General features: G+C 39.0%; 19 protein-coding genes and 1 pseudogene. 17 read left to right on the forward strand and 3 right to left on the reverse strand.

Annotation, left to right across the window (positions count from 1 at the left end; genetic code table 11):
* Window positions 1-149: 149 nt before the first annotated feature.
* From V514_RS0110340 to V514_RS20395, 4 genes are all read left to right on the forward strand, one after another.
* Entirely contained in the window at window positions 150-1445 is a 1296-nt protein-coding gene (locus tag V514_RS0110340; RefSeq protein WP_152528965.1) for a hypothetical protein, read from the forward strand.
* A complete protein-coding gene (locus tag V514_RS0110345; protein ID WP_029499876.1) occupies window positions 1446-3323 on the forward strand; it encodes an McrB family protein in 1878 nt (625 codons plus the stop codon).
* Window positions 3307-4884 carry a nuclease domain-containing protein gene (locus tag V514_RS0110350; protein ID WP_029499877.1) on the forward strand — a complete coding sequence of 526 codons (1578 nt, stop codon included), beginning with the start codon at window positions 3307-3309 and terminating at the stop codon, window positions 4882-4884. Before V514_RS0110345 ends, V514_RS0110350 begins: the two co-directional genes overlap by 17 nt.
* A 693-nt stretch (window positions 4885-5577) precedes the next feature.
* Entirely contained in the window at window positions 5578-5817 is a 240-nt protein-coding gene (locus V514_RS20395; RefSeq protein WP_029499879.1) for a hypothetical protein, read from the forward strand.
* 61 nt (window positions 5818-5878) lie between these two features.
* On the opposite strand, the gene V514_RS0110365 is transcribed toward V514_RS20395, so the two are convergent.
* Window positions 5879-6115 carry a hypothetical protein gene (locus V514_RS0110365; protein ID WP_152528966.1) on the reverse strand — a complete coding sequence of 79 codons (237 nt, stop codon included), beginning with the start codon at window positions 6113-6115 and terminating at the stop codon, window positions 5879-5881.
* A 236-nt stretch (window positions 6116-6351) separates the two neighbouring features.
* Between V514_RS0110365 and V514_RS0110370 the strand changes: the two genes are divergently transcribed.
* From V514_RS0110370 to tnpC, 4 genes are all read left to right on the forward strand, one after another.
* A complete protein-coding gene (locus V514_RS0110370) occupies window positions 6352-8583 on the forward strand; it encodes an ATP-binding domain-containing protein (protein WP_029499881.1) in 2232 nt (743 codons plus the stop codon).
* A 124-nt stretch (window positions 8584-8707) separates the two neighbouring features.
* A complete protein-coding gene (locus V514_RS0110375) occupies window positions 8708-8902 on the forward strand; it encodes a hypothetical protein (protein WP_029497974.1) in 195 nt (64 codons plus the stop codon).
* Window positions 8899-9252, forward strand: coding sequence for an IS66 family insertion sequence element accessory protein TnpB (tnpB, locus tag V514_RS0110380; RefSeq protein WP_029499882.1), 354 nt, complete (start codon window positions 8899-8901; stop codon window positions 9250-9252). The genes V514_RS0110375 and tnpB overlap by 4 nt, the downstream gene beginning before the upstream one ends.
* Before the next feature lie 60 nt (window positions 9253-9312).
* The gene (gene tnpC / locus V514_RS0110385; protein ID WP_029499883.1) at window positions 9313-10893 is read left to right on the forward strand and encodes an IS66 family transposase; all 1581 of its coding nucleotides are present in this window, start codon (window positions 9313-9315) and stop codon (window positions 10891-10893) included.
* Between the two features lie 305 nt (window positions 10894-11198).
* Here tnpC and V514_RS20400 read toward each other — a convergent pair whose 3' ends face one another.
* Window positions 11199-11351, reverse strand: a complete 153-nt coding sequence (locus tag V514_RS20400) for a hypothetical protein (RefSeq protein ID WP_161630191.1) — start codon at window positions 11349-11351, stop codon at window positions 11199-11201.
* 184 nt (window positions 11352-11535) lie between these two features.
* Between V514_RS20400 and V514_RS0110395 the strand changes: the two genes are divergently transcribed.
* From V514_RS0110395 to V514_RS0110425, 6 genes are all read left to right on the forward strand, one after another.
* Complete coding sequence (locus V514_RS0110395) at window positions 11536-12186, forward strand: ribonuclease H1 domain-containing protein (protein ID WP_029499884.1); 651 nt, start codon at window positions 11536-11538, stop codon at window positions 12184-12186.
* A gap of 242 nt (window positions 12187-12428) precedes the next feature.
* Window positions 12429-12818: a (deoxy)nucleoside triphosphate pyrophosphohydrolase gene (locus tag V514_RS0110405; RefSeq protein WP_029499885.1), complete on the forward strand. Its 390-nt coding sequence runs from the start codon at window positions 12429-12431 to the stop codon at window positions 12816-12818.
* A gap of 10 nt (window positions 12819-12828) precedes the next feature.
* Entirely contained in the window at window positions 12829-15726 is a 2898-nt protein-coding gene (locus V514_RS0110410; RefSeq protein WP_029499886.1) for a DUF3427 domain-containing protein, read from the forward strand.
* Between the two features lie 357 nt (window positions 15727-16083).
* A complete protein-coding gene (locus V514_RS0110415) occupies window positions 16084-16437 on the forward strand; it encodes a hypothetical protein (RefSeq protein WP_029499887.1) in 354 nt (117 codons plus the stop codon).
* Between the two features lie 27 nt (window positions 16438-16464).
* Window positions 16465-17166 carry a hypothetical protein gene (locus V514_RS0110420; RefSeq protein WP_235073273.1) on the forward strand — a complete coding sequence of 234 codons (702 nt, stop codon included), beginning with the start codon at window positions 16465-16467 and terminating at the stop codon, window positions 17164-17166.
* A 12-nt stretch (window positions 17167-17178) separates the two neighbouring features.
* On the forward strand, window positions 17179-18303 hold the full coding sequence (locus V514_RS0110425) for a methyl-accepting chemotaxis protein (protein ID WP_029499889.1): 1125 nt from the start codon (window positions 17179-17181) through the stop codon (window positions 18301-18303).
* A 354-nt stretch (window positions 18304-18657) separates the two neighbouring features.
* Here V514_RS0110425 and V514_RS20220 read toward each other — a convergent pair whose 3' ends face one another.
* Window positions 18658-19005: a hypothetical protein gene (locus V514_RS20220; RefSeq protein WP_152528967.1), complete on the reverse strand. Its 348-nt coding sequence runs from the start codon at window positions 19003-19005 to the stop codon at window positions 18658-18660.
* Window positions 19006-19080: 75 nt separating this feature from the next.
* On the opposite strand from V514_RS20220, the gene V514_RS20760 reads away from it, so the two are divergent.
* The 3 genes and pseudogenes from V514_RS20760 to V514_RS20915 all read left to right on the forward strand — a co-directional run bounded on the left by V514_RS20760 (window position 19081) and on the right by V514_RS20915 (window position 19724).
* Window positions 19081-19203 (forward strand): hypothetical protein, encoded by a 123-nt coding sequence (locus tag V514_RS20760; protein ID WP_268744214.1) that lies wholly within the window; start codon window positions 19081-19083, stop codon window positions 19201-19203.
* A 221-nt stretch (window positions 19204-19424) separates the two neighbouring features.
* Window positions 19425-19610, forward strand: a pseudogene (locus V514_RS20955) (IS3 family transposase); the annotation flags it as partial.
* A gap of 9 nt (window positions 19611-19619) precedes the next feature.
* Entirely contained in the window at window positions 19620-19724 is a 105-nt protein-coding gene (locus tag V514_RS20915) for a hypothetical protein (RefSeq protein ID WP_152528975.1), read from the forward strand.
* Window positions 19725-19802 lie beyond the last annotated feature (78 nt).

Raw genomic sequence — 19802 nt, forward strand, 5'->3', positions numbered from 1 at the left:
TGTCAATTATTTTTGACAGTAAAAGGTGTATCATCCTAGTTGTAGCGTTTCCTTTTTGATTAAATATTGGTGGGAATATTACTTTTACTGTAAATATTTTCAGGAAAGCTACTATAATAGAATAGAGGAAACATGAATAGGAGAGATGAATGATGACATCCCAAATGATTGAAGAAAAATGGTATGAACGAGATTTTTTATTATGGGTTTTAGATGCAGCGCCGAATTTTTTAATTGAGCAACTTTTTATGGAACAAAATTATAAAACGTTCAAAAAAGGAATGAAAGATAAAACGATGACGTCACCGTTACGCAAACAACGAATGATGACGCTGTCAAAAAAGAATTTGCCATTTAAAATTTCGCATGCGGTAAAAGATGAATTAGTCGTCGTTTTTGATTGGTATTACGCAGCGTCAAACGATGATAAGCAGTTAAACAAAGAGGAAAAAATTGCAGCTATTCATCAGCGCTATAAGGACCATAAAGGTGAGGCTGTGCAGGAGCTAGCGTTAGCACTATTTTTAAACAAAGATTTCGCCGGGGCGTATGCATTGTATGAACAGTACGCGGTGACAACAACAGAAGAAGTAGCAAGCGATACAACAACAGAATGTCAGCAGCTCCAACAGCAACTAGACGATTGTAAGCAACGCTTGAAAAAATATGAAAAACTCGAAAAAGAAAATAAAGCGTTGAAAAAAGACAAGGAACGCTTAACAAAAGAGCGTGTTGAAGCGAACGCAGAGGTGCGAAAAGCAAAAAAATCCGAGGATGAAAAACGCAAGGACAACTTTGCGCTCTGTGAGAAAGTGAAACAATTAGAAGCGACGATTGCGTCAAGTGAGGAAGCATGGGAAGCGGATAAGCAGGCGCGAGTTGCGGCGGTTGGAGAAAGAGACAGCTTGCAGCGCGATGTAAGGGAACTAGAGAAAGAGCGCGATGCGTTGAATGAGGAACTATACAATTTAAGGAAACGAGAGCAAGAATATGAAGAGGCACTTGCAGTATCAGTTGACGTCCAAACGCAGGACATGCCGATACGAGAAAATTTAGCAGAGCAATTAGCAAAGCAAATGCAAGAAAATCAGCTTGGCACACCAACGCAAAAATTTACGTTTATTGCCGACGAGCCACGCGTTACAGCAGAGGCACTAACAACGGCAGTGCTCGACAAACCGCGCACCGGGCATATGGCGATTTTAGGCGATCCAAAAGGGGCACTCCACAGCCTATCAGATGCGCAAAAGGCCAATATTGAAATTTATGATACGGCAGAAATGGCGCAATTTATTGCAGATGTTGACCACTATAAGCTCGCTGTCGTGTTTGAACTGCGCTGCGAACGCCAAGCTTTTGAACGCGCTGCAACGGCTGAGGCAGTCGCGGCGGTGACATTCGTAAAAACAGTACTAGAACTTGTACAATTAATGGGGGAACGATAAATGTTAATGAAAACGATTAAAGGTTATATTTTAGGACAAGTGCGAGGCGACCGCGCGAGTATTAATGTCAACACGCAAGATGAAATTCAAGTGTATTTAGAAGTGCTATCAGATACGCCGAAAAGCTATGTGAATGATAGTTATTTATGTACGTTTCGTCATGCGTTAGAGGGCATCGGTTTTGAAGATATGTCGCATTTGAGCGATGCCGAGCGTATTCAGCATGCCTACGACTATTTAGAGGGAACGGTGCTGTTATTTGAAGCGACAAAAAATGGCCCGTATTATAACGTGAATGCACTTGACATGCGTCCACGAAAACAAGAAATGGCGCCGCATTATGTGCCCATTCCGATTTATCAAGAAGAAGTCCATGGAACGTTAGCGGAGTTTGCGCAAAATTTAATGAAAAATCGCCATGTTGGGCAAAATGACTACGTGTCGACAGACCGCATGGATTATCCGCATCATCTATTGTTTAAACGTGCCGATCACACGTATTTTGCACTCGGCTTGATTGAGGCGCAAGACCATACATACGGTGGCTTCCGCTATCGTTTACAAGACAGCGAGTTACGCATCACACAAGTGTCCGATGATTTGCTTGCGGAGATGTTTTTATACGAAGGAGTGGCGTTTGAATCGGCGCACGTGGCATCGATTATTAACGATATTTTAGCGACTGAGGAGCCACTTGATGAACGCGGGCTACTTCGTCTTATGCAACTTCCAGAACGCGTAGTAGAACCCCTTGCCGCACCAATTATCGAATACAATACGTCCGAGCAAGATTTTATGACGCATTTTATTGCTGAAACGGCGCGCCAACAATTGCAGTATAATACGCAAGATTTGTATCATTTTCATACAGCGATGAAAGCAGGTGGTCTCGTTATTTTAGGTGGTATGAGTGGCACCGGTAAATCGCGTCTTGTGACGACGTATGCGCAAGCACTTGGCCTTAGCGAACAGCAATTTAGCTTCATTCCGGTATCCCCTGCATGGCTTGACGATCATGATTTAATTGGTTATGCAGACGTTGTCAATAACTGCTATATGCCGGCTGCCAATAACTTTTTAGACGTGTTAAAACATGCCGAGGAACATCCTGATGAGACGCATATTGTTTGTTTTGATGAAATGAATTTAGCGAAAATTGAACATTATTTTGCGCAGTTTTTAGCGGTGCTTGAGCTTGGTGAAGAGGACCCGAATCGTGCTATTCAGCTTTATAATACGGCGTTTGAAGAAAGCTTTACGAACAATGCGCAGTATCCAGCAAAAATTCAGCTTCGTCGCAACATTATTTTTGTTGGGACCGTTAATTTTGATGAGAGTACGCATCAATTAAGTAATAAAGTGCTCGACCGCGCAACGTTGATTCAGTTGGCGTTAACTGATTTTATGGCCATGGATTTTGGCGAAGCAACACTTAGCGCAGCGCCGGCGCAAGCATTTTCGTTAACAGACTGGATTGCGGTGCATGAGCAACAAGCATTGGAGCCAGGTGAATTATCACTACTATGGAATGTGCAGCAAGAAATGCAAAAGGAAGCGGATAGCTTAGGATTTGGCCCGCGTACAGTGAAGCAAATAAATCACTATATGCTGCAGTACAATGAGGTGATTGCACAGCAGTTAAGTCGTGCCGATGCCCTCGATGAGCAGTTTGTGTCGCGCATTATTCCGAAACTGCGCGGTGATGAGGCATTGCTATTGCCTCTTGTTGGAGAGTATGAGGTGCAGACAGCGACGCTTAAAGAAAGCCGCTTCACAGACATATTAGATGTGTATGGCTATTTATCACCCTTTACGAAAACACGCGCGGCGATTTTAGAGAAGGCGAAGGAGTTAGCACGCTATGGCTACAGCATTTAGTGTGACATTTATTGAATCTGAACAGCATTTACCAGTCACCGCATTTTACACCTCACCGCAAGAGATGACCGACGAGGTGGGCGTGACATTGAAAGAAAATGTTGCGTTGCAGATCGTTTTCCATGCACCTGCTGGTAGCCGTCTTTATTTGAATGAACTACAAGAAACGACACTGAACTATTTTGTTGATGACCAGGGCGAGCCGTATATTGCACCACGTAGTGAGCCGTACTGCTTGTATGAATTTAAGCAAAATCAGATGTATCCATTTACATACGGGCGCTATGAGGCGAAATGTGTGCTTGCGGATGACACGACGCATTATTTTTCACTGCATGTTGATTCAAAGCTTTACGGCGAAAGCCATCAACAAATGATTGCCGATATCGAGCAGTTTATGAAAGGTATGAGCTACAGTAAAAAGAAGCGGGCACTCGTTAAAAAAACGATGCCAGATGCGCGCTATGAAAAAGCTTTTCGGACGATTTTGCAGTATCCATTTGAGCAGCTAGAGCGCCAGTACACCCTTACGACAGACGCGCGCGGTGCCGATTTTCGGACGGCAATTTATGCAGCGACTCATCCCGAGGAAACGCGGCATTATGTCCCGCGCAATGTGTTAAATCGCCAAACGCTTGAAAATGAGTGGCTTAAACAGTTTGTAAAATACAATCAGGCGTATATGAAGCAGCAGTTAGCGGCTGCAAAAAATGACGCCGAGAAGCGATTATTAATGCGTGCGCTGCAAGTGACGGCGCAATTTTTAGCCGAGCCGTGGGTGCAAGAACTCGGCTATCCGCGTATGCCCCTTATACCGGCTATTTTTCAGCAACAGGCCGCGTATCGGACGATTTATGCGCAGTATCGTCAACTACGAAAGCAAGCCGGCGAAAACGTCGTGTACGGGGAGGTGCGGTCGTATAAAAAAAGTGCCGATTTGTATGAGATTTGGGGCTATTTATATGTCGCACAACAGCTCGTATCGATGGGTTATACGATGACGCAGCAACATTTGAGTTTTGAGCATAATGAGCAAGGTGTTGTGTTTGACAACGAAGCGGCCAATTATATGGTGTTTGAAAAAGGAAGTCAGCTCATCCGCCTCTTTTTTGAAAATGCAATGCCTCGCTATCAACGAGACATTACGCCATTGAAGCCACTTGCGACCTTTCATAACAATTTACCAGACTGCCGCCTTGATTTTTGGCAGCACGAGCAATATAAAGGCTCACATATTATTGATTTTAAATACCGCCGCCTTGAACAAATTTACCAAATGGACGGCGAGCTAGACCGCGCCTTTAAGCAGCTCACCGCCTATGCACTCGCAACGCAAAGTAACACCGCTGAGCTAAACGGCACAACGAGTCGCTCTATTGATCGTAATCCAGTTGATGAAGCGTGGGGTGTCTATCCATTCATGCATAGTAGCTCAACCGATGCCTTGCGCGAACAGGTGATGCGCCTATTACCATTAACACCGGGGGAGCGTAATCTGGTGTTTTGCCAGCAGTTGAGGGAAGTAGTGGAGCGAGGGTTTGCAGGAGAAAAAATAGAATAAACTAAAAAAAAAAGAGCCTGCAATGGCCGAGAACGACGAATTTAAACAATTAGCTCAGAAGTTTACTTACTTTAAAAGGGAGGAGGGAGCTTGAATAATTGCGTAATAAAAAAAATTCTAAGCTTAAGGAATGGCGCAACAATTATGCTGCGTTGGCGATTGTAATAAGCTGCCTATTTACTCTAGTTGTCCGCTGGGGAGAAAATTGGTTTATGTCCGCATTGCTATCATTAGGAGTCATAATATGTGCAACAATTGGTTTTTTCGATTTGAAACGTATGTGGAAGAAAGGATAGTTGCTTTGTACCGAAGAGGTAAATCCTATACATGCCGAAACAAACGAAAGTTCGTGGCCATTATACAAGTATAAAATATAACATTAACTGAAAAAAGCTACGACCATTGTTCCATCAAGGTGTCGTAGCTTTTTTGAATACAAATGAACAAGAATATTTCGTTGGATAAGAATGTTTTTAACGCTTCCTCTTGCGTTGTCTCCTCGAAATCCTTACAGATTTAGAATGGACATTGGACGCGTGACGAAGTTCGGATTGAATCATCTATCTAATAATGTCAGGATGTCGCAAAAAGTCGAAAACATGGAATATTAGTAACCATTTTCTGGATTATATAGTGATGAAAATAATATTATGATATATTAAAAAAATTAAAATTTATAGAGGGGGGAACGAAATGTTCGTCAATATTATAGGAATCAGCTCGATTTTAGTGTTAGTGGTTATGATTTTACTAAATGCATCTCTGAGTAAAATAATTATCACATTATTTATAAGTTCTGTTCTCTTATTTTTGGCACGCGTATTTTTAGAAAATAGCAGTATATTAAATGCGTTGACAGCATCTTTCGGTATTTTAAGTATTGTAGGGTTTATTTATGTGTGGATTCATTTTTTAAAGCATAAAAATTCTTGATTATTGAATCAAGAGAAGTAGAATATTCCTAAAATATGTTTTGATCATTGCTTCGGCATTTTTATTTACTAGAAGAGATTTTTTCTGAACTATCTTTTTTAAATACGAGGAAAAGTACAAAAAGTGAACATAAGCTACCCACAATATATGCTGTAGTCATAGCATGTTCAAACGTTTTTTTTAAACCAAGTCCAACCATAAGAGCCACTGAAGAGAGTAATAACAATGAAATGATATATTTGTGCATGATTTCTCCACCTTTCTTATCACTATCATACTTTAGAGATGCTTTTTTCAAAAGGAATTTATGAATATTTACGCCGCCATTGCCGCGTTTGACAGGCTCGAAAATGGATAGATTCAGCGTCGTTTTTAAATGTCAAATGTAAAGACCAACTAATTTTAACGTACGTTATTTACGAAAAAATAGAGAATGAACAAAATAAATAAAAAATTACCTTTTTAATGGTACTATATATTTAGTTTAATATTTTATATTTAACTAAATAAAAACCATATATTGGAGGCGTGGAAGTGGTAACAGCATTGGAAACAAATCTTTTAACGAAAAAAAGATTTATTGAGACAGAGCCGTTAAGTAAAGCAGGTGAAAAAGGTGAGCTGAAAGTTTGGGAAGCAGTGAAGAGAGCCTACTCTGATAAAGAGTGTTTAGGTTATTGGAGATATCCTTTATTTTCTAAAGTCGGTGAAACGAGAAAAGAACCAGACATTTTAATAGCAGATCAAGAATATGGCATCGTTGTCATGGAAGTGAAATCTTTTACAATACATAATTTGTTAGAAGTGAATGGCCATCGTTGGGAATATAAAGATTTTTACGAAGATTATGGTATGCCTTATCAACAGGCAGAAGATCATGTTTTTTCTATTTTAGCTAAATTTGATAAAGAAGGCATACTTAGAAGAAAAATCTCTGCAAAAGCGCTAATTGCGTTACCTAATATTACCGAAAAAGAATGGATAAATCATGGTTTTGATAGAATGCCATCCATTCCACCAATTATTTTTGGAGATCAATTAGGAAAAGTAACAATTCTTGAGAAAATCAAACAAGCACCTGATTTAATGAAAGGTCATACAGTTGATGAGGAAAAATGGCGTGCCATTAAATCTGTTTTAGCAGGTAACCCTGTGCAACGAAAAGAAATTGCGCATGCCTCTAAAAATCAAGAGACACGTCTAGGAATTATTAATTTGTTGGCTGAAAAATTATATGAACTTGATATGAAACAAGAAGAATTAGGAAAGGTTATTCCTCCAGGTCCTCAACGTATTCGAGGCATTGCAGGCTCTGGTAAAACGGTTATTCTTTGTCAAAAGGCGGCGCAAATGTATTTGAAACATCCAGATTGGAAAATTGCATTAGTGTTCTTTTCGAGAAGTCTTTACGACACGATGGTAACGCAAGTAGACAAGTGGCTAAAGTATTATACTGATGGTGACGTTGGTTATGATGATGAAGTGGCAAAAAACTTAAAAATTATGCACGCGTGGGGTGCAAAAGATCGACCAGGATTTTACCGATATATTTGCGAAGTGAATGGCAAGAAACCGCTCGCTGTAAATGATATCAAAGCGGAAAATATTCGAGGATTAGGCAACCAAATGGGCTATATTTGCAAAAATTTATTAGAGGAAAAACCGAATATGGCGCCCCTTTTTGATGCGGTTCTAATTGATGAAGGGCAAGACTTAATGGCGGATGATTACTATAAGTTTGAAGGGAAACAGCCATTTTACTGGCTAGCATATGAAGTATTAAATCATATTACAGAGGCAGCAGAAAATAGTGCCGACAAACGATTAATTTGGGCATATGATGAAAGCCAAAGTTTAGATAATTTAACCATTCCGACAGCGAAAGAGCTATTTGGGAATGATCAGAAATTTAAAACCTTTGTATCTGGATTCCATGTAGGGGGGTCTCGCCGAAGTGAAATTATGTACCGCTGTTACCGTACACCAGGGCCTATTTTAACGGCTGCTCATGCGATTGGTATGGGGTTACTAAGAGAAGAAGGTATGCTACGCGGTATTACGACGAAAGATGATTGGCAAAATATCGGCTATAAAGTGCTGAATGGTAATTTCCGTATTGGTGAAGAAATTGAATTGCATCGCCCAGAAAGTAATTCACCAAACTTAGTACCACATTTGTGGAAAGCACCTGTTTTGAATTTTTCTACTTATGATAGCATCGAAGAAAAACTAGAAGCCCTTGCGAATAAAATTAAAGAAAATATTAAGAAAGATCATCTTAAACCTTCAAAAGATATTTTAATTGTTGTGTTAGGAAATGATTATGCACTTAGAGAGGCCATAGCTAAGAAACTTTTAGAAAAGGGCATCAACTTCTATATTTCGCCCAATAGCAAAATGAATGTGTTAAAAACGCCTAATTTTAGAGAGCAAAATAAAGATAAGATTTGGGAAGAAGATGCAGTGACGATTTCATTTGTGAATAAAGCAAAAGGGAATGAAGCGCATATGGTTTACGTAGTAGGAGCAGAAAAAGTGGCGATGCACGAAAACGATATTAAATTACGCAATCAATTATTTGTTGGATTAACGCGTTCGCGTGGTTGGGCAGAGTTGATGGGTGTGAGAGAAGCGGGAACAGAAAAAATGTATCGTGAAATCGACCATGTTATCGCAAGTGGTAATACCTTTAAATTTGTGTATCAAAAGGCACCTATTCAAACTACAAACGAAGACGCAGAAGAAAAAGAAATTGTGCTTGTATAACATTAAAACAACGCAACGAATTTTTTTGAAGGAAATCAACGTAAGCCCGTAATCAAATAACGCATATAATCTTGTAGGCATCTCCGATACGATAAATGTATCAATCAATGGAGGTGCTTTTATTATGTCTACGAACAAACCAATTATCGTCCCCGTTCATTTAGATCCTCTCCCTTTAGAACTCCCTCCGGGATCCTCGCCTCAACAAAAAATCGAGCCAACCTGTGTGATTAAAACAGCAGCAGTTGAAATCTCTTTCTTCAATGGCGTAGATGCACACCTTGTCCAAACCGTATTGAAAGGATTGGTGTTGAAATGAAAACAGATTTCACAAAGGTAAAAAATATTTATATTGTCTGTGGCAGAACGGATATGCGGAAAGGAATTGATGGCCTGGCGGCCTTAGTTCAGGATTCATTCGAATTGGATCCATATAGCGATGCTATTTTTTTATTTTCGGGTACAAGCAAAGATCGCTATAAATGTCTTTATTTTGATGGCGATGGTTTTGCTTTACTGTACAAGCGGTTAGATCAAGGTCGTCTGCAATGGCCGAAAAATGAGCAACAAGTCCGTAACCTTTCGCAGCAAGAATTGCGCTGGCTATTAGAGGGGTTATCTATACAACAGCCAAAGGCGATTACAAAATCTTTAAAAGGTGTCTTTTAATTACTTTGTATAAAATGGTATAATTATCCACAACATACCGAACGAAATGTGGTGAATGATTTGGAAAACGCTTCTATGAACAATGAACGGATTATACAACTTTTAGAAACTCAACTAGCGCACTCGAACAGACAGAATGAAGAATTAACACAGAAATTAGATCAATCGTTTAAACAAATTGAAGCGTTGACTGAACAAGTCCGTCAATTAACAAAAGCTTTATACGGTTCCAAATCAGAAAAATCAAAGTACCAAGTGCCCGATGGGCAAGGTTCTTTATTTGAGGATGATCCGTCTTTTAACGAATCTGAGCAGACAGAAGAAAAAAGCACCGAAACAATTAGTTATACGGTTAATCGTAAAAAGACAAATAAAAAACGTAATGATTCATTTGGAGAGCATATAGAAATTGAAGAAGTTCATTATCATCCAAATGATTCATCTTGCGATTGTTGTCATGAACCAATGGTCGAATTTAGCTCTGTCTTAGTTAGAGAAGAAGCAAAATTTATACCAGCTACACTAAAACGTGTACAGTACTTTGAGCATGTCTATGAGTGTCGATTATGTAAAAATGATTCTTTGAAAAAATCTCAAATTAAACGCGGCCAAGCACCAAAAGGTGCAATTCAAAGAAGTATTGCAGGGCCTACTGTTTTGGCAAAGCTTATTTATGATAAGTTTGCGCAATATTTGCCACTTTACCGTCAAGTAAATGAATGGTCAAGACATGGCTTATTAACAAACGATAAAAATTTATCCAATTGGGTAATACGTGTAGCAACAGATTGGCTGCAACCAGTGTACGAATTGATGAAAAAGCGTTTAATAGCAAAATCCGTTTTACATATTGATGAAACCTTTGCGCAAATTCTTAAGCGTTCCGATGGAAGACCAGCACAATCAAATGCTTATAACTGGGTAGCTCGCAGTGTTCAAAGTGAAGGCCCAGTGATTATTTTGTTTAAGAGTGCATTGTCTCGTGGTCGTGCGACCTTAGAAGATTTCATTCAAGGGTTCAAGGGCACCGTCATTTGTGATGGCTATTCAGCTTATAATCATTTGCCTGATGTTCAGTTCGCTAACTGTTGGGCCCATGTCCGCCGCTATTGGTTAAAGGCTGATAGTAACAATGGTCGAAAAGGCGTGCAATATTGCGATCAGTTATTTCATATTGAGCGTAAGATCAAGCATCTTTCACCGGAAGAACGTGTGAAAATTCGTCAGCAAGAATCCAAACCGATTGTAGATGAATTTTTTGAATGGGTGGATCGTTCGCCGTTCTTCGGAAAAAATGCACTTGCTAAAGCTGCTGACTACACATTGAATCGTAAAGTTGCATTAAAACGATTCCTTGATAATGGCTATATAGCCATTGATAATAACGCTGCAGAAAATGCGATTCGTCCAAATGTGATTGGTCGAAAAAATTGGCTGTTTTCTGTCAGTGAAGCAGGCGCTCATTCAAATGCCATTTGTTTAAGTCTTGCTGAAACTGCTAAAGCCAATGGCATTGATTTCTATCAATACTTGGTGAAATTGATGACAGATTTACCGAACCTGCCTTTTCAGCAGCAACCAGAAATTTTAGAGCGTTATCTACCATGGTCCGAAGATATTCAGGCCACTTGTAGAAAATAAATAGCCGACTTAGTCAAAAATCATTCGACTAATCGGCTATTTGCTGTGCGTACCGTTAAGGTGCGCGTTTTTTTATATTTCGGGCTTACAAATCAACTACATGTTGGTTTAGATTTTAATAGAAAAAAACCGCGAAATCGAGTATAATAAGAATTAGAAAAAGGTCGATGCGCGAACATCGACCTTTGCAACAGACTTCACTGAAAGCTCCAACTTTCGGTGTCGTACCTCTCAATTAATAAAAGTGTGTGAGAAGTCGTACACTTAAGCTGTTACCAGCAGCTCAAATGATTTAGGTGCTGACTCTAATCTTTTTGATTGGAGTCTTTTTCTTTTTCCGTTTTATCTCGATTGATCCCGAAGTGAACGGACGTTACTTTTAGCTTGCCATCTACACGTTCAACTTGGACGCATAGGAATGGCGTAACAATTAGTAGTAACGCAATAAGAAGTACCATAAATCGCCCCCCCTTCCAAGAGGCTCTGCTGCTTTGCAATTATAACATATATATGTGTAAGCCTTGTTTGTATTTGAATAATCATAAATAATTGAATATTGTGTAATTAAGTAGTTTGTAAAAAATCATCGTATCATTTTATATTTAAATTTTTACTAGCACTAATTTGTAGGAGGAAATACATATGGCAAAAAAAAATTTTTATGCTGTTAAGCGTGGGCGTATTCCAGGCATCTATACTTCATGGCCAACATGCAATGAACAAGTAAAAGGTTTTACGGGATGTAAGTTTAAAGGGTTTCAAACAAGAGAAGAAGCGGAGGCATATTTAGAAGGCAAGGAAATTGCAAAGAAACCTTCTAGAACACCCACAAAAAAAGCCTCTCAACAAATTCAATTTAAAGAACTAGATGTTTCAAAAGAACCAGAAGAAATTGTAGAAGAAGCCATTTGTGTAGATGCATCTACGAAAGGTTATCCAGGACCAACAGAATATCGAATGGTATTTTTAAGTGACCGGGAAGTCATCTATAATTCCCCGGTGTACCCAAATGGCAGTATCAACTTAGGTGAATTTGTCGCACTTGTTCATGCAATTCGTTATGTACAAAAACACCGCAGCAATTTACCAATCTATAGTGATTCGCAAACGGCTATTGCATGGGTTCGTGATCGTCGCCTTAATTCCACCTTTGATTTAATACAGTGTCCTGAATTGGCTGTAGAAGTGAAGAAAGCCCTAAATTATATTCAAACGCACCCCCCGTACGACAAAGTACGTAAATGGGAAACACATTTGAAAGGTGAAAATCCAGCTGATTTTGGAAGGAAATAATGATAAAGATATTGACCATTCTTTTTCTTAATCATTATTTTAGAGGAAATATAATACCCGATTTGGCTGACCTAATACCTAATGTAGGCGTTTCCGCTAATACCATTTTTTTCAACGCAAATCGCCTCCTATTTCAAAGGATACATTTTCTGTAAAAAATAATCTATCAACTTTATGCTATTCTCTATTCAACCGCCACATCAATCATCAAAACTCGTATACTAGAGTAGAGGTGACTAATCATGAAGAAAAAAGTACATGTTGTTGGAGCTGTTATTGAAAATGAGGTACAACAAATTTTATGCGCACAGCGAAGCCCTGTCATGTCGCTTGCGAATTTATGGGAATTCCCAGGCGGAAAAATTGAGGAAGGCGAAACACCGCAGCAAGCACTAAAGCGTGAAATTATTGAAGAATTAGATTGTGTGATTCATGTAGGTGAAAAAGTAGAAGATATGACATATGAGTATGAGCAAGTGATTGTACGTTTAGAAACGTATAAAGCAACAATTACAGAAGGGGCGCCCGTTGCAAAGGAGCACGCACAATTAGTCTGGAAAGCACGTGCGGAAATGCCGGAGCTAAATTGGGCCGCTGCTGATATTCCAGCAGTAGAGCAACTAACGAAGTAGGAGGGGTTTTATGGAGGTTCGCCAGCAATTAACAGAAGCATTAGAAAAGGGCTTTATGAATGAGTCCATTATCGCCAATGAACGGTTACAGCCGAAGTTACTTAGTAATAATGACCAAGGTCAAGTGCTACCTACACTGCTTCAGGAGTTGACAACGTGTCGTTCGTTTACGATTTCTGTCGCATTCATTACATCAAGTGGTCTTGTGATGTTAAAATCTGTCTTACAAGATTTGGCGAAAAAAGGTGTTCGTGGGCGTATTTTAACGTCTACGTATTTAGGGTTTAATAATCCAAAAGTATTTGATGAATTAATGAAAATTTCGAATGTCGATGTTCGTTTAACAACTATTCCAGGCTTTCATGCGAAGGGCTATATTTTTGATCAAGGCAGCTATGAAACGCTGATTGTCGGTAGTTCCAATTTAACCGATTCGGCGTTGAAAACAAATTATGAGTGGAATGTGAAGCTAAATTCGCTAAGTCAAGGTGATTTAATTCAGCGTTTTAATGAACAATTTGAGCATGTGTGGAACGGTGCAACGATTTTATCGCATGAATGGATTGCACTTTATCGTCAAACGTATGAACCGATGCCAAAGCGCAAAGTTACGCCATTTCCACTGTTGCCAGGACAAGCAGCAGAAGCCGCTGGCGCACCATTTGAAACAGAGACCACAGTTGATTATGTGACAGTTACGCCGAACAAAATGCAGCAACAGGCGCTCGCAAAAATTCAGGAAGTACGTGAATCAGGCGAAAAACGTGCGCTTGTCATATCGGCAACAGGAACAGGAAAAACCTATTTATCGGCATTTGATGTGCGTCAATATGCACCAAAAAAGATGTTGTTTATCGTTCACCGCGAGCAAATTTTAGAAAAAGCGATGCGCGATTATCAAAAGGTGCTTGGTGGAGATGAAGGAGATTACGGTAAGTTTGCTGGTACTGTACAAGATATCAATGCACGTTATCTATTCGCGACCGTTCAAACGTTATCGAAGCCGGAAAATATGGCACGTTTTGACCACGCAGCGTTTGATTACATATTAATTGATGAAGTACATAAGGCCGGTGCGTCGTCGTATTTACGTATACTTGATTATTTTGAGCCTGCGTTTTTATTAGGAATGACAGCGACACCAGAGCGCACCGACCAATTCAATATTTTTGAGCTATTTAATCACAAAGTGGCCTATGAAATCCGTTTGCAAGAAGCATTAGCAGAAGAAATGCTTTGTCCATTCCATTACTTCGGTGTTACTGATTTTGAACGTGATGATTATATTGTGAGTGAGGAGATGTCGATCGATCAATTAATGTTAGATGAACGTGTTGAGCATATTATTGAAAAAGTTGAATATTATGGTCATGCTGGCGAATCGGTAAAGGGACTCATTTTTTGTAGCCGTAAAGAAGAGGCAAAGCAATTATCACAAAAACTAAATGCACGTGGCTACCGTACGATGCCATTGACCGGAGAGGATTCGATTACTACACGCGAGCAAGTAGTTGAACGCCTAGAAACTGGAGAACTTGATTATATTTTAACAGTTGATGTTTTTAATGAAGGTATCGACATTCCGGTAGTTAACCAAATCGTCATGTTGCGTCAAACGCAGTCGAGCATTGTTTTTATTCAACAGCTTGGTCGAGGGTTGCGTAAACACGCATCAAAAGACTATGTTGTTATTTTGGATTTCATCGGCAACTACAAAAACAACTATATGATTCCGATGGCGCTTGCAGGAGACAATACGTACAACAAGGACAATTTACGCCGCAATACGACGGAAATGACGTATATTAAAGGCGTATCGAGCGTTCATTTTGAAGAAATTGCGAAGCAGCGTATTTTTGAAGCAATTAATCAAAAAACGCTCATTGGATTATATGATATGAAGAAGCAATTTGAACAGCTCCGCAATCGCCTTGGTCATACACCGATGCTTATTGATTTTATCGAACAGCATTCGATTGACCCAGAAGTATTACTAACGAAAAAGGATAACTATCATGAATTTTTAATGTATGTAGAAAAAAATATGGAGCCATTACCAGCGGCACAACATGCGATGCTGACGTTGTTGTCACAAGAATTTATCGATGGCAAGCGGCTGCATGAATTATTGTTGCTAGAAGCGCTAACGACAAAATCTGTAGTAGAAAAAACAGCATATAAAGCACAATTACAACAACAAGGCCTTACAGCAGATGAAGCGACCATTGCTTCTGTTGAGCGACTTTTGACACTCGATTTCTTTGTGAGTACAAATCGCAAAAAATACGAGGATGCATTAATGCTTCAAGTGAATGACACGAGCTATACGCGTACAGCAGCTTTTAATGAAGCAGTTGAAAACCCACAATTTATGCGTTATTTCAAGGACGTTATAGCGTGTGCAACCGAAAAATCTACACGCTATCCGTCTAAAAGATTAACAGTAGGCGAAAAATATTCTCGTAAGGACTATTGTCGTTTAATGAATTGGCGTAAAGATATGTCAGCCACAATTTATGGCTATAAAATTGACGAGCCAACAAAAACTTGTCCGCTCTTTATAACGTATCACAAAGATGAATCATTAAGCTCGAACACTTTATATGAAGATGAGTTTTTGAATTCATCTACGCTCAAATGGTTTACGCGACCAAACAATCGCATTGACTCAAAACAAGTCACACAAATTTTACATGATAAAACATTGCGCATTGATCTTTTCATTAAAAAAGAAGACGGCGAAGGAACAGATTTCTTTTATTTAGGTACAGCTAAGCCAAATGTTAATAGTGCTGAAAATATCCAGTTGTTACATAAGGGAACGCCGAAACCGTATGTAACGCTGAATTTTTCCTTAACAAATCCTGTTCCAGAAGCGATTTATCGCTATTTGCTCGGCACTATTTAAACTGATAAAAGCTTGACGATATCTCATTCGTTAAGCTTTTTTTGTATTAAAAATATAGCAAAACTTCTAAAATATTCTAAAATATGGAACTTATATGTCGAAAACTATTGTTCAATATATTTTAAGAAATTGAAAGGAAATATGGAATTATCGAGATTTTTTTGTTGTAATACAGTTATATAGAGGGAATTTAAGTGTGATATATAAATGGACTAAAGAACTACTATCGACAAAATTAGCTAAATTATTTATACTAGTAAAATATATGGTTGTAGGTAAAATAATACTAGTAAACTAAAGCGTTTGAGAAGTGTAGGTTGTTTGAAACGCTTTAGTTTAATGTGGAGGAGTTTAAACGTGATTTTTGTTGAAAAACCGCGATACCGAATGTCTATTTATGAACAGAAAAATGAAGTGCGGGTGGAAATTCTAGGATTTATTCGTGATGAAATAGTACCAGATTATTTAGAAGATATGAATGCGCTCATGGAGAAAGTGCCGACACATAGCTATACGATGATTGTCGATGCGACCGAGCAATCGCCGCTTCCTCGTAAAGTAGCAGCTGAACTTGGTCAAACGATGATGGTCTATACGACGCTTGGTTTTAAAAAAGTACGTGTTGTTATGCCAAAATCTAAAATTTCTTTTGTACAAGTACGTAATGCGCTCGCAACGGTGGATTTCCCTGGTGAAGTTTTAAACCCTTAAAGAATAGGACTGATTAAAATACAAGCAGTGACAAATGTTTACAGTTATGAAATTTTAGAAAAAGAGCAGCATGATTTGATCGAGCAAGCGGCCGCCGTTTTTGGGCACACGTTTGTTGGCATTGAAGTGGCTGGTAAATGGGTTCAAGAGCCGATGATCAGCTCGTTAAAATTAACATATGAAGATTGGTCGCAATTTTGTAAAGAGTATATTGAAGCTGTAGTCGATCAAGGTTTTTGTGCGGTAGCATTAGACGAACAGCGCCGAGTTGTCGGAGCACTTGCAGCTGATAGCAACCGTTTTGAACTTCATGGAGAGCCGATTTTTAGTGGTTCATTTGAAAAAATGAATGTCGTTCAAGAGGCGTTAGAAGATATTGATCATCGCTTTTTAGAAGATTACAAGCATCGTTACGGCAAAGAATTAGCCGATGGTGAAATTTTGCATATTTTTCTATTAGGCATTATGGCAGCGCATCACCGTCATGAAGCGGTTGAAGGGCTAAGTGAGTTATTAGCAACAAGAGCGCGCGAGGCGGGGCTACGGATGATGTTAGCAGAAGCAACGAATCCTAAATCTATGAGCCTGTTAGAGCGCTATCAAGGGATGACAAAGTATGTTGACCGCCATGGTGACTATATCGTGCATAAATACGCGACAAATGAACAATTAAACATGATCCCAGCGGAAGTTGCGGATGGTACATATATTATTACATGTGAATTATAAGGAGGAAACAACATGACGTTATTCTTTGGAATACTGACAGTGATTTTACTATGCACAACAATCTATTTTGGCTTGAAGTATAATGCATTAAGAAATACGGCGACAATAGATACGAGTGTATTAGAAAAAGTGTCACAACTAACGACAAAACAAATGGATACAACAAATATGAAAACATTTGTTGAAAACTTATCTGAACAAGCTATAACTGAAAAAGAGAATTTTTTACACTTTACACATGATGTTGATGGGAAAAGTGAAAACTTAAAAGAACAAGGTGAATATGCCGTTGAAAAGGCGGATATTGTACGTGCGGCGATTGATGAAGTAGGTAAAGGGCTTCATAAGCAATTAGTAGCGACCGAAGAAAGCACCGAGTCGATGAAGGATATTAATGAAGCGATTCGTGAACTATCGATTCGTTCAAATGATATTTCAGAGCAATCGAATATGACGCTACAATTGACACAAGATGGCGACGAGAAATTAAAAGAATCCATTCGTATTATGGATAAATTTAATCATACGATTAATACAACCTTTGATGGCATTAAAGTGTTAGGCGAAAAATCAAATGAAATTAGTACAATCGTTAAAGTGATTACAGGAATTTCTGAGCAAATCAATTTACTTGCACTCAACGCAGCGATTGAAGCGGCACGTGCTGGTGAGCATGGGAAAGGCTTTGCGGTTGTAGCAGATGAAGTCCGCAAGCTAGCAGGCCAATCAAGTGACTCGGCTCTTGAAGTATCAAATATCGTCAAAAGTATTCAAGATGAGACAGAGCGTGTTGTCAACTCAATGGAGCAAGGAACAAAGGAATTTGCGGTAACGAATGAAAAAGTGTCTGAAATTGCTATTATGTTCGACAAAATTTTAGAAACGACACAAGTGATTGCTGACAATAATATGAGTTCATCAGCAAGCACTGAAGAATTATCATCTAGCTCGCAACAAATCACTGTGGCGATGGATCAAATTTCATTTATTTCACAAGAGTCAGTTGAAATGTTTGATGAATTAGTCGGCATTAGCGATGAAGAATTAGCGACGATGGCAAAATTATTAGCAGAAGTAGATAGCATCATTGCTTTAAAAGCGCGTGCACAACAATTAATAGAAGCACAAGCTGCATAAATAACAAGAGAGGACTCGTCATACGTTGGCGAATCCTCTCTTTTTTTGTGACAACAACAATCGCAAATCGCTCTTCAGAAAATCGCTATGAGCTCAAGAAGCGTGTTTTGGATACAACATAGTTAATAATAAGTGACAATTAAGGGCTATTTACGCACAGAATAAATATAATTTAATAAGCATCGTGCAAAAGATTGTCAACATAAATTTTTATTTACTAATAAAAAGCATATCATTACCATTTTTAAGAACTGATTTCAGCCCATTTTCACCCGAAATGAGCCAAAAAGGGGCTGTTTTGCGTCTCTGACGGGTCATTTCCACACGAAAAATAAGGCCTTTGAAGAAATGCTGTCATTTATTCAAAAAAATCAAAAATGCGACACGCAGCGCTAGATCGGCGTGCAGACGTGTGTGGAAATCGCCCATTAACGGCATAAAAGGGGACAAAAATGAATCGTAACGGGCAGTTTTTGTCCGCTTTTTGCAAGATGTTGTTACGAAGTTGTTGTAACTATCGCCACGTATATCATAATCATTTGCGATAATGTCGCAGTAAAGTGGATGATTAGCATTTTCGTAAGCGTATTCACCTAGTGCTGGCGCATATTTAGAAATATGTCGTATCGAAAGCACGCTATCTGAGCTTATGAGCGATTTCTGAGAGCCGGTATCGTTTTCATCGAATGAATTTCTAATCACCGATAGAGCGCTACATAATTTCCGAACAGCAATTTTTAAAAAGCGTAGCGCGACACGGGGAACTGACCAAAAGAAGTGAAGGATGTATGTGAGATTAAAAATGAAACGCCAATCTATCAGTGGTTGAAATGGTTTAAAGATGGGGAGTTGCATCGATTAGAACAGCCCATTGGCAAACAATATAGCTATCGTAAATGACCTTACGAAGAAGGCATGAGTAGCTAAAGGTTAAAAATGAAGTGTTAGCTATTCAAAATATCTTACTAAAAAAGTACATCAAATCGAAAAGGAAGTGATGAAGTAAATTTTATTCCAATCATTAAGATATTAATTAAGTGAACGATTCCCTTTGAAACAAGCACCATCTAGAAAAAAATTTATAAAATTCCAAAATCTTATAGCTTCACAGCGATTAAGATTCTGTTTATACATCGCAAGCGTATCAGCAAGCAGTCAAAGAAAAAGGCGTTATCATGAGCATGTCCCGTAAAGGCACGCCCGCTAATAACGCCATCATTGGAACATTCCACGCCAGCTTAAAGTGTGAAACGTTTTATATTGAAGGGCTTTTAAGAACAACAAATGACGTTGTCGTTCAAACCGTTTAAGCATACATCAACTACTATAATCATACTCGAATTTTGGCAACGTTAAACCACCTTTCTTCAGTTGCGTACCGAAAAAAGATGGTTCAACGAGAATTTGACGGTGACTCCTAGGGGAAAAGCAGAGCAGAAGACCCCGCAGTGAGCTTGCGAGCGAGGAGGCTTCGGCCATGCCCCAGGAAAGCGTCCGTC

The sequence above is a fragment of the Kurthia huakuii LAM0618 genome (assembly GCF_000505545.1).
GTDB classification, from domain to species: domain Bacteria; phylum Bacillota; class Bacilli; order Bacillales_A; family Planococcaceae; genus Kurthia; species Kurthia huakuii.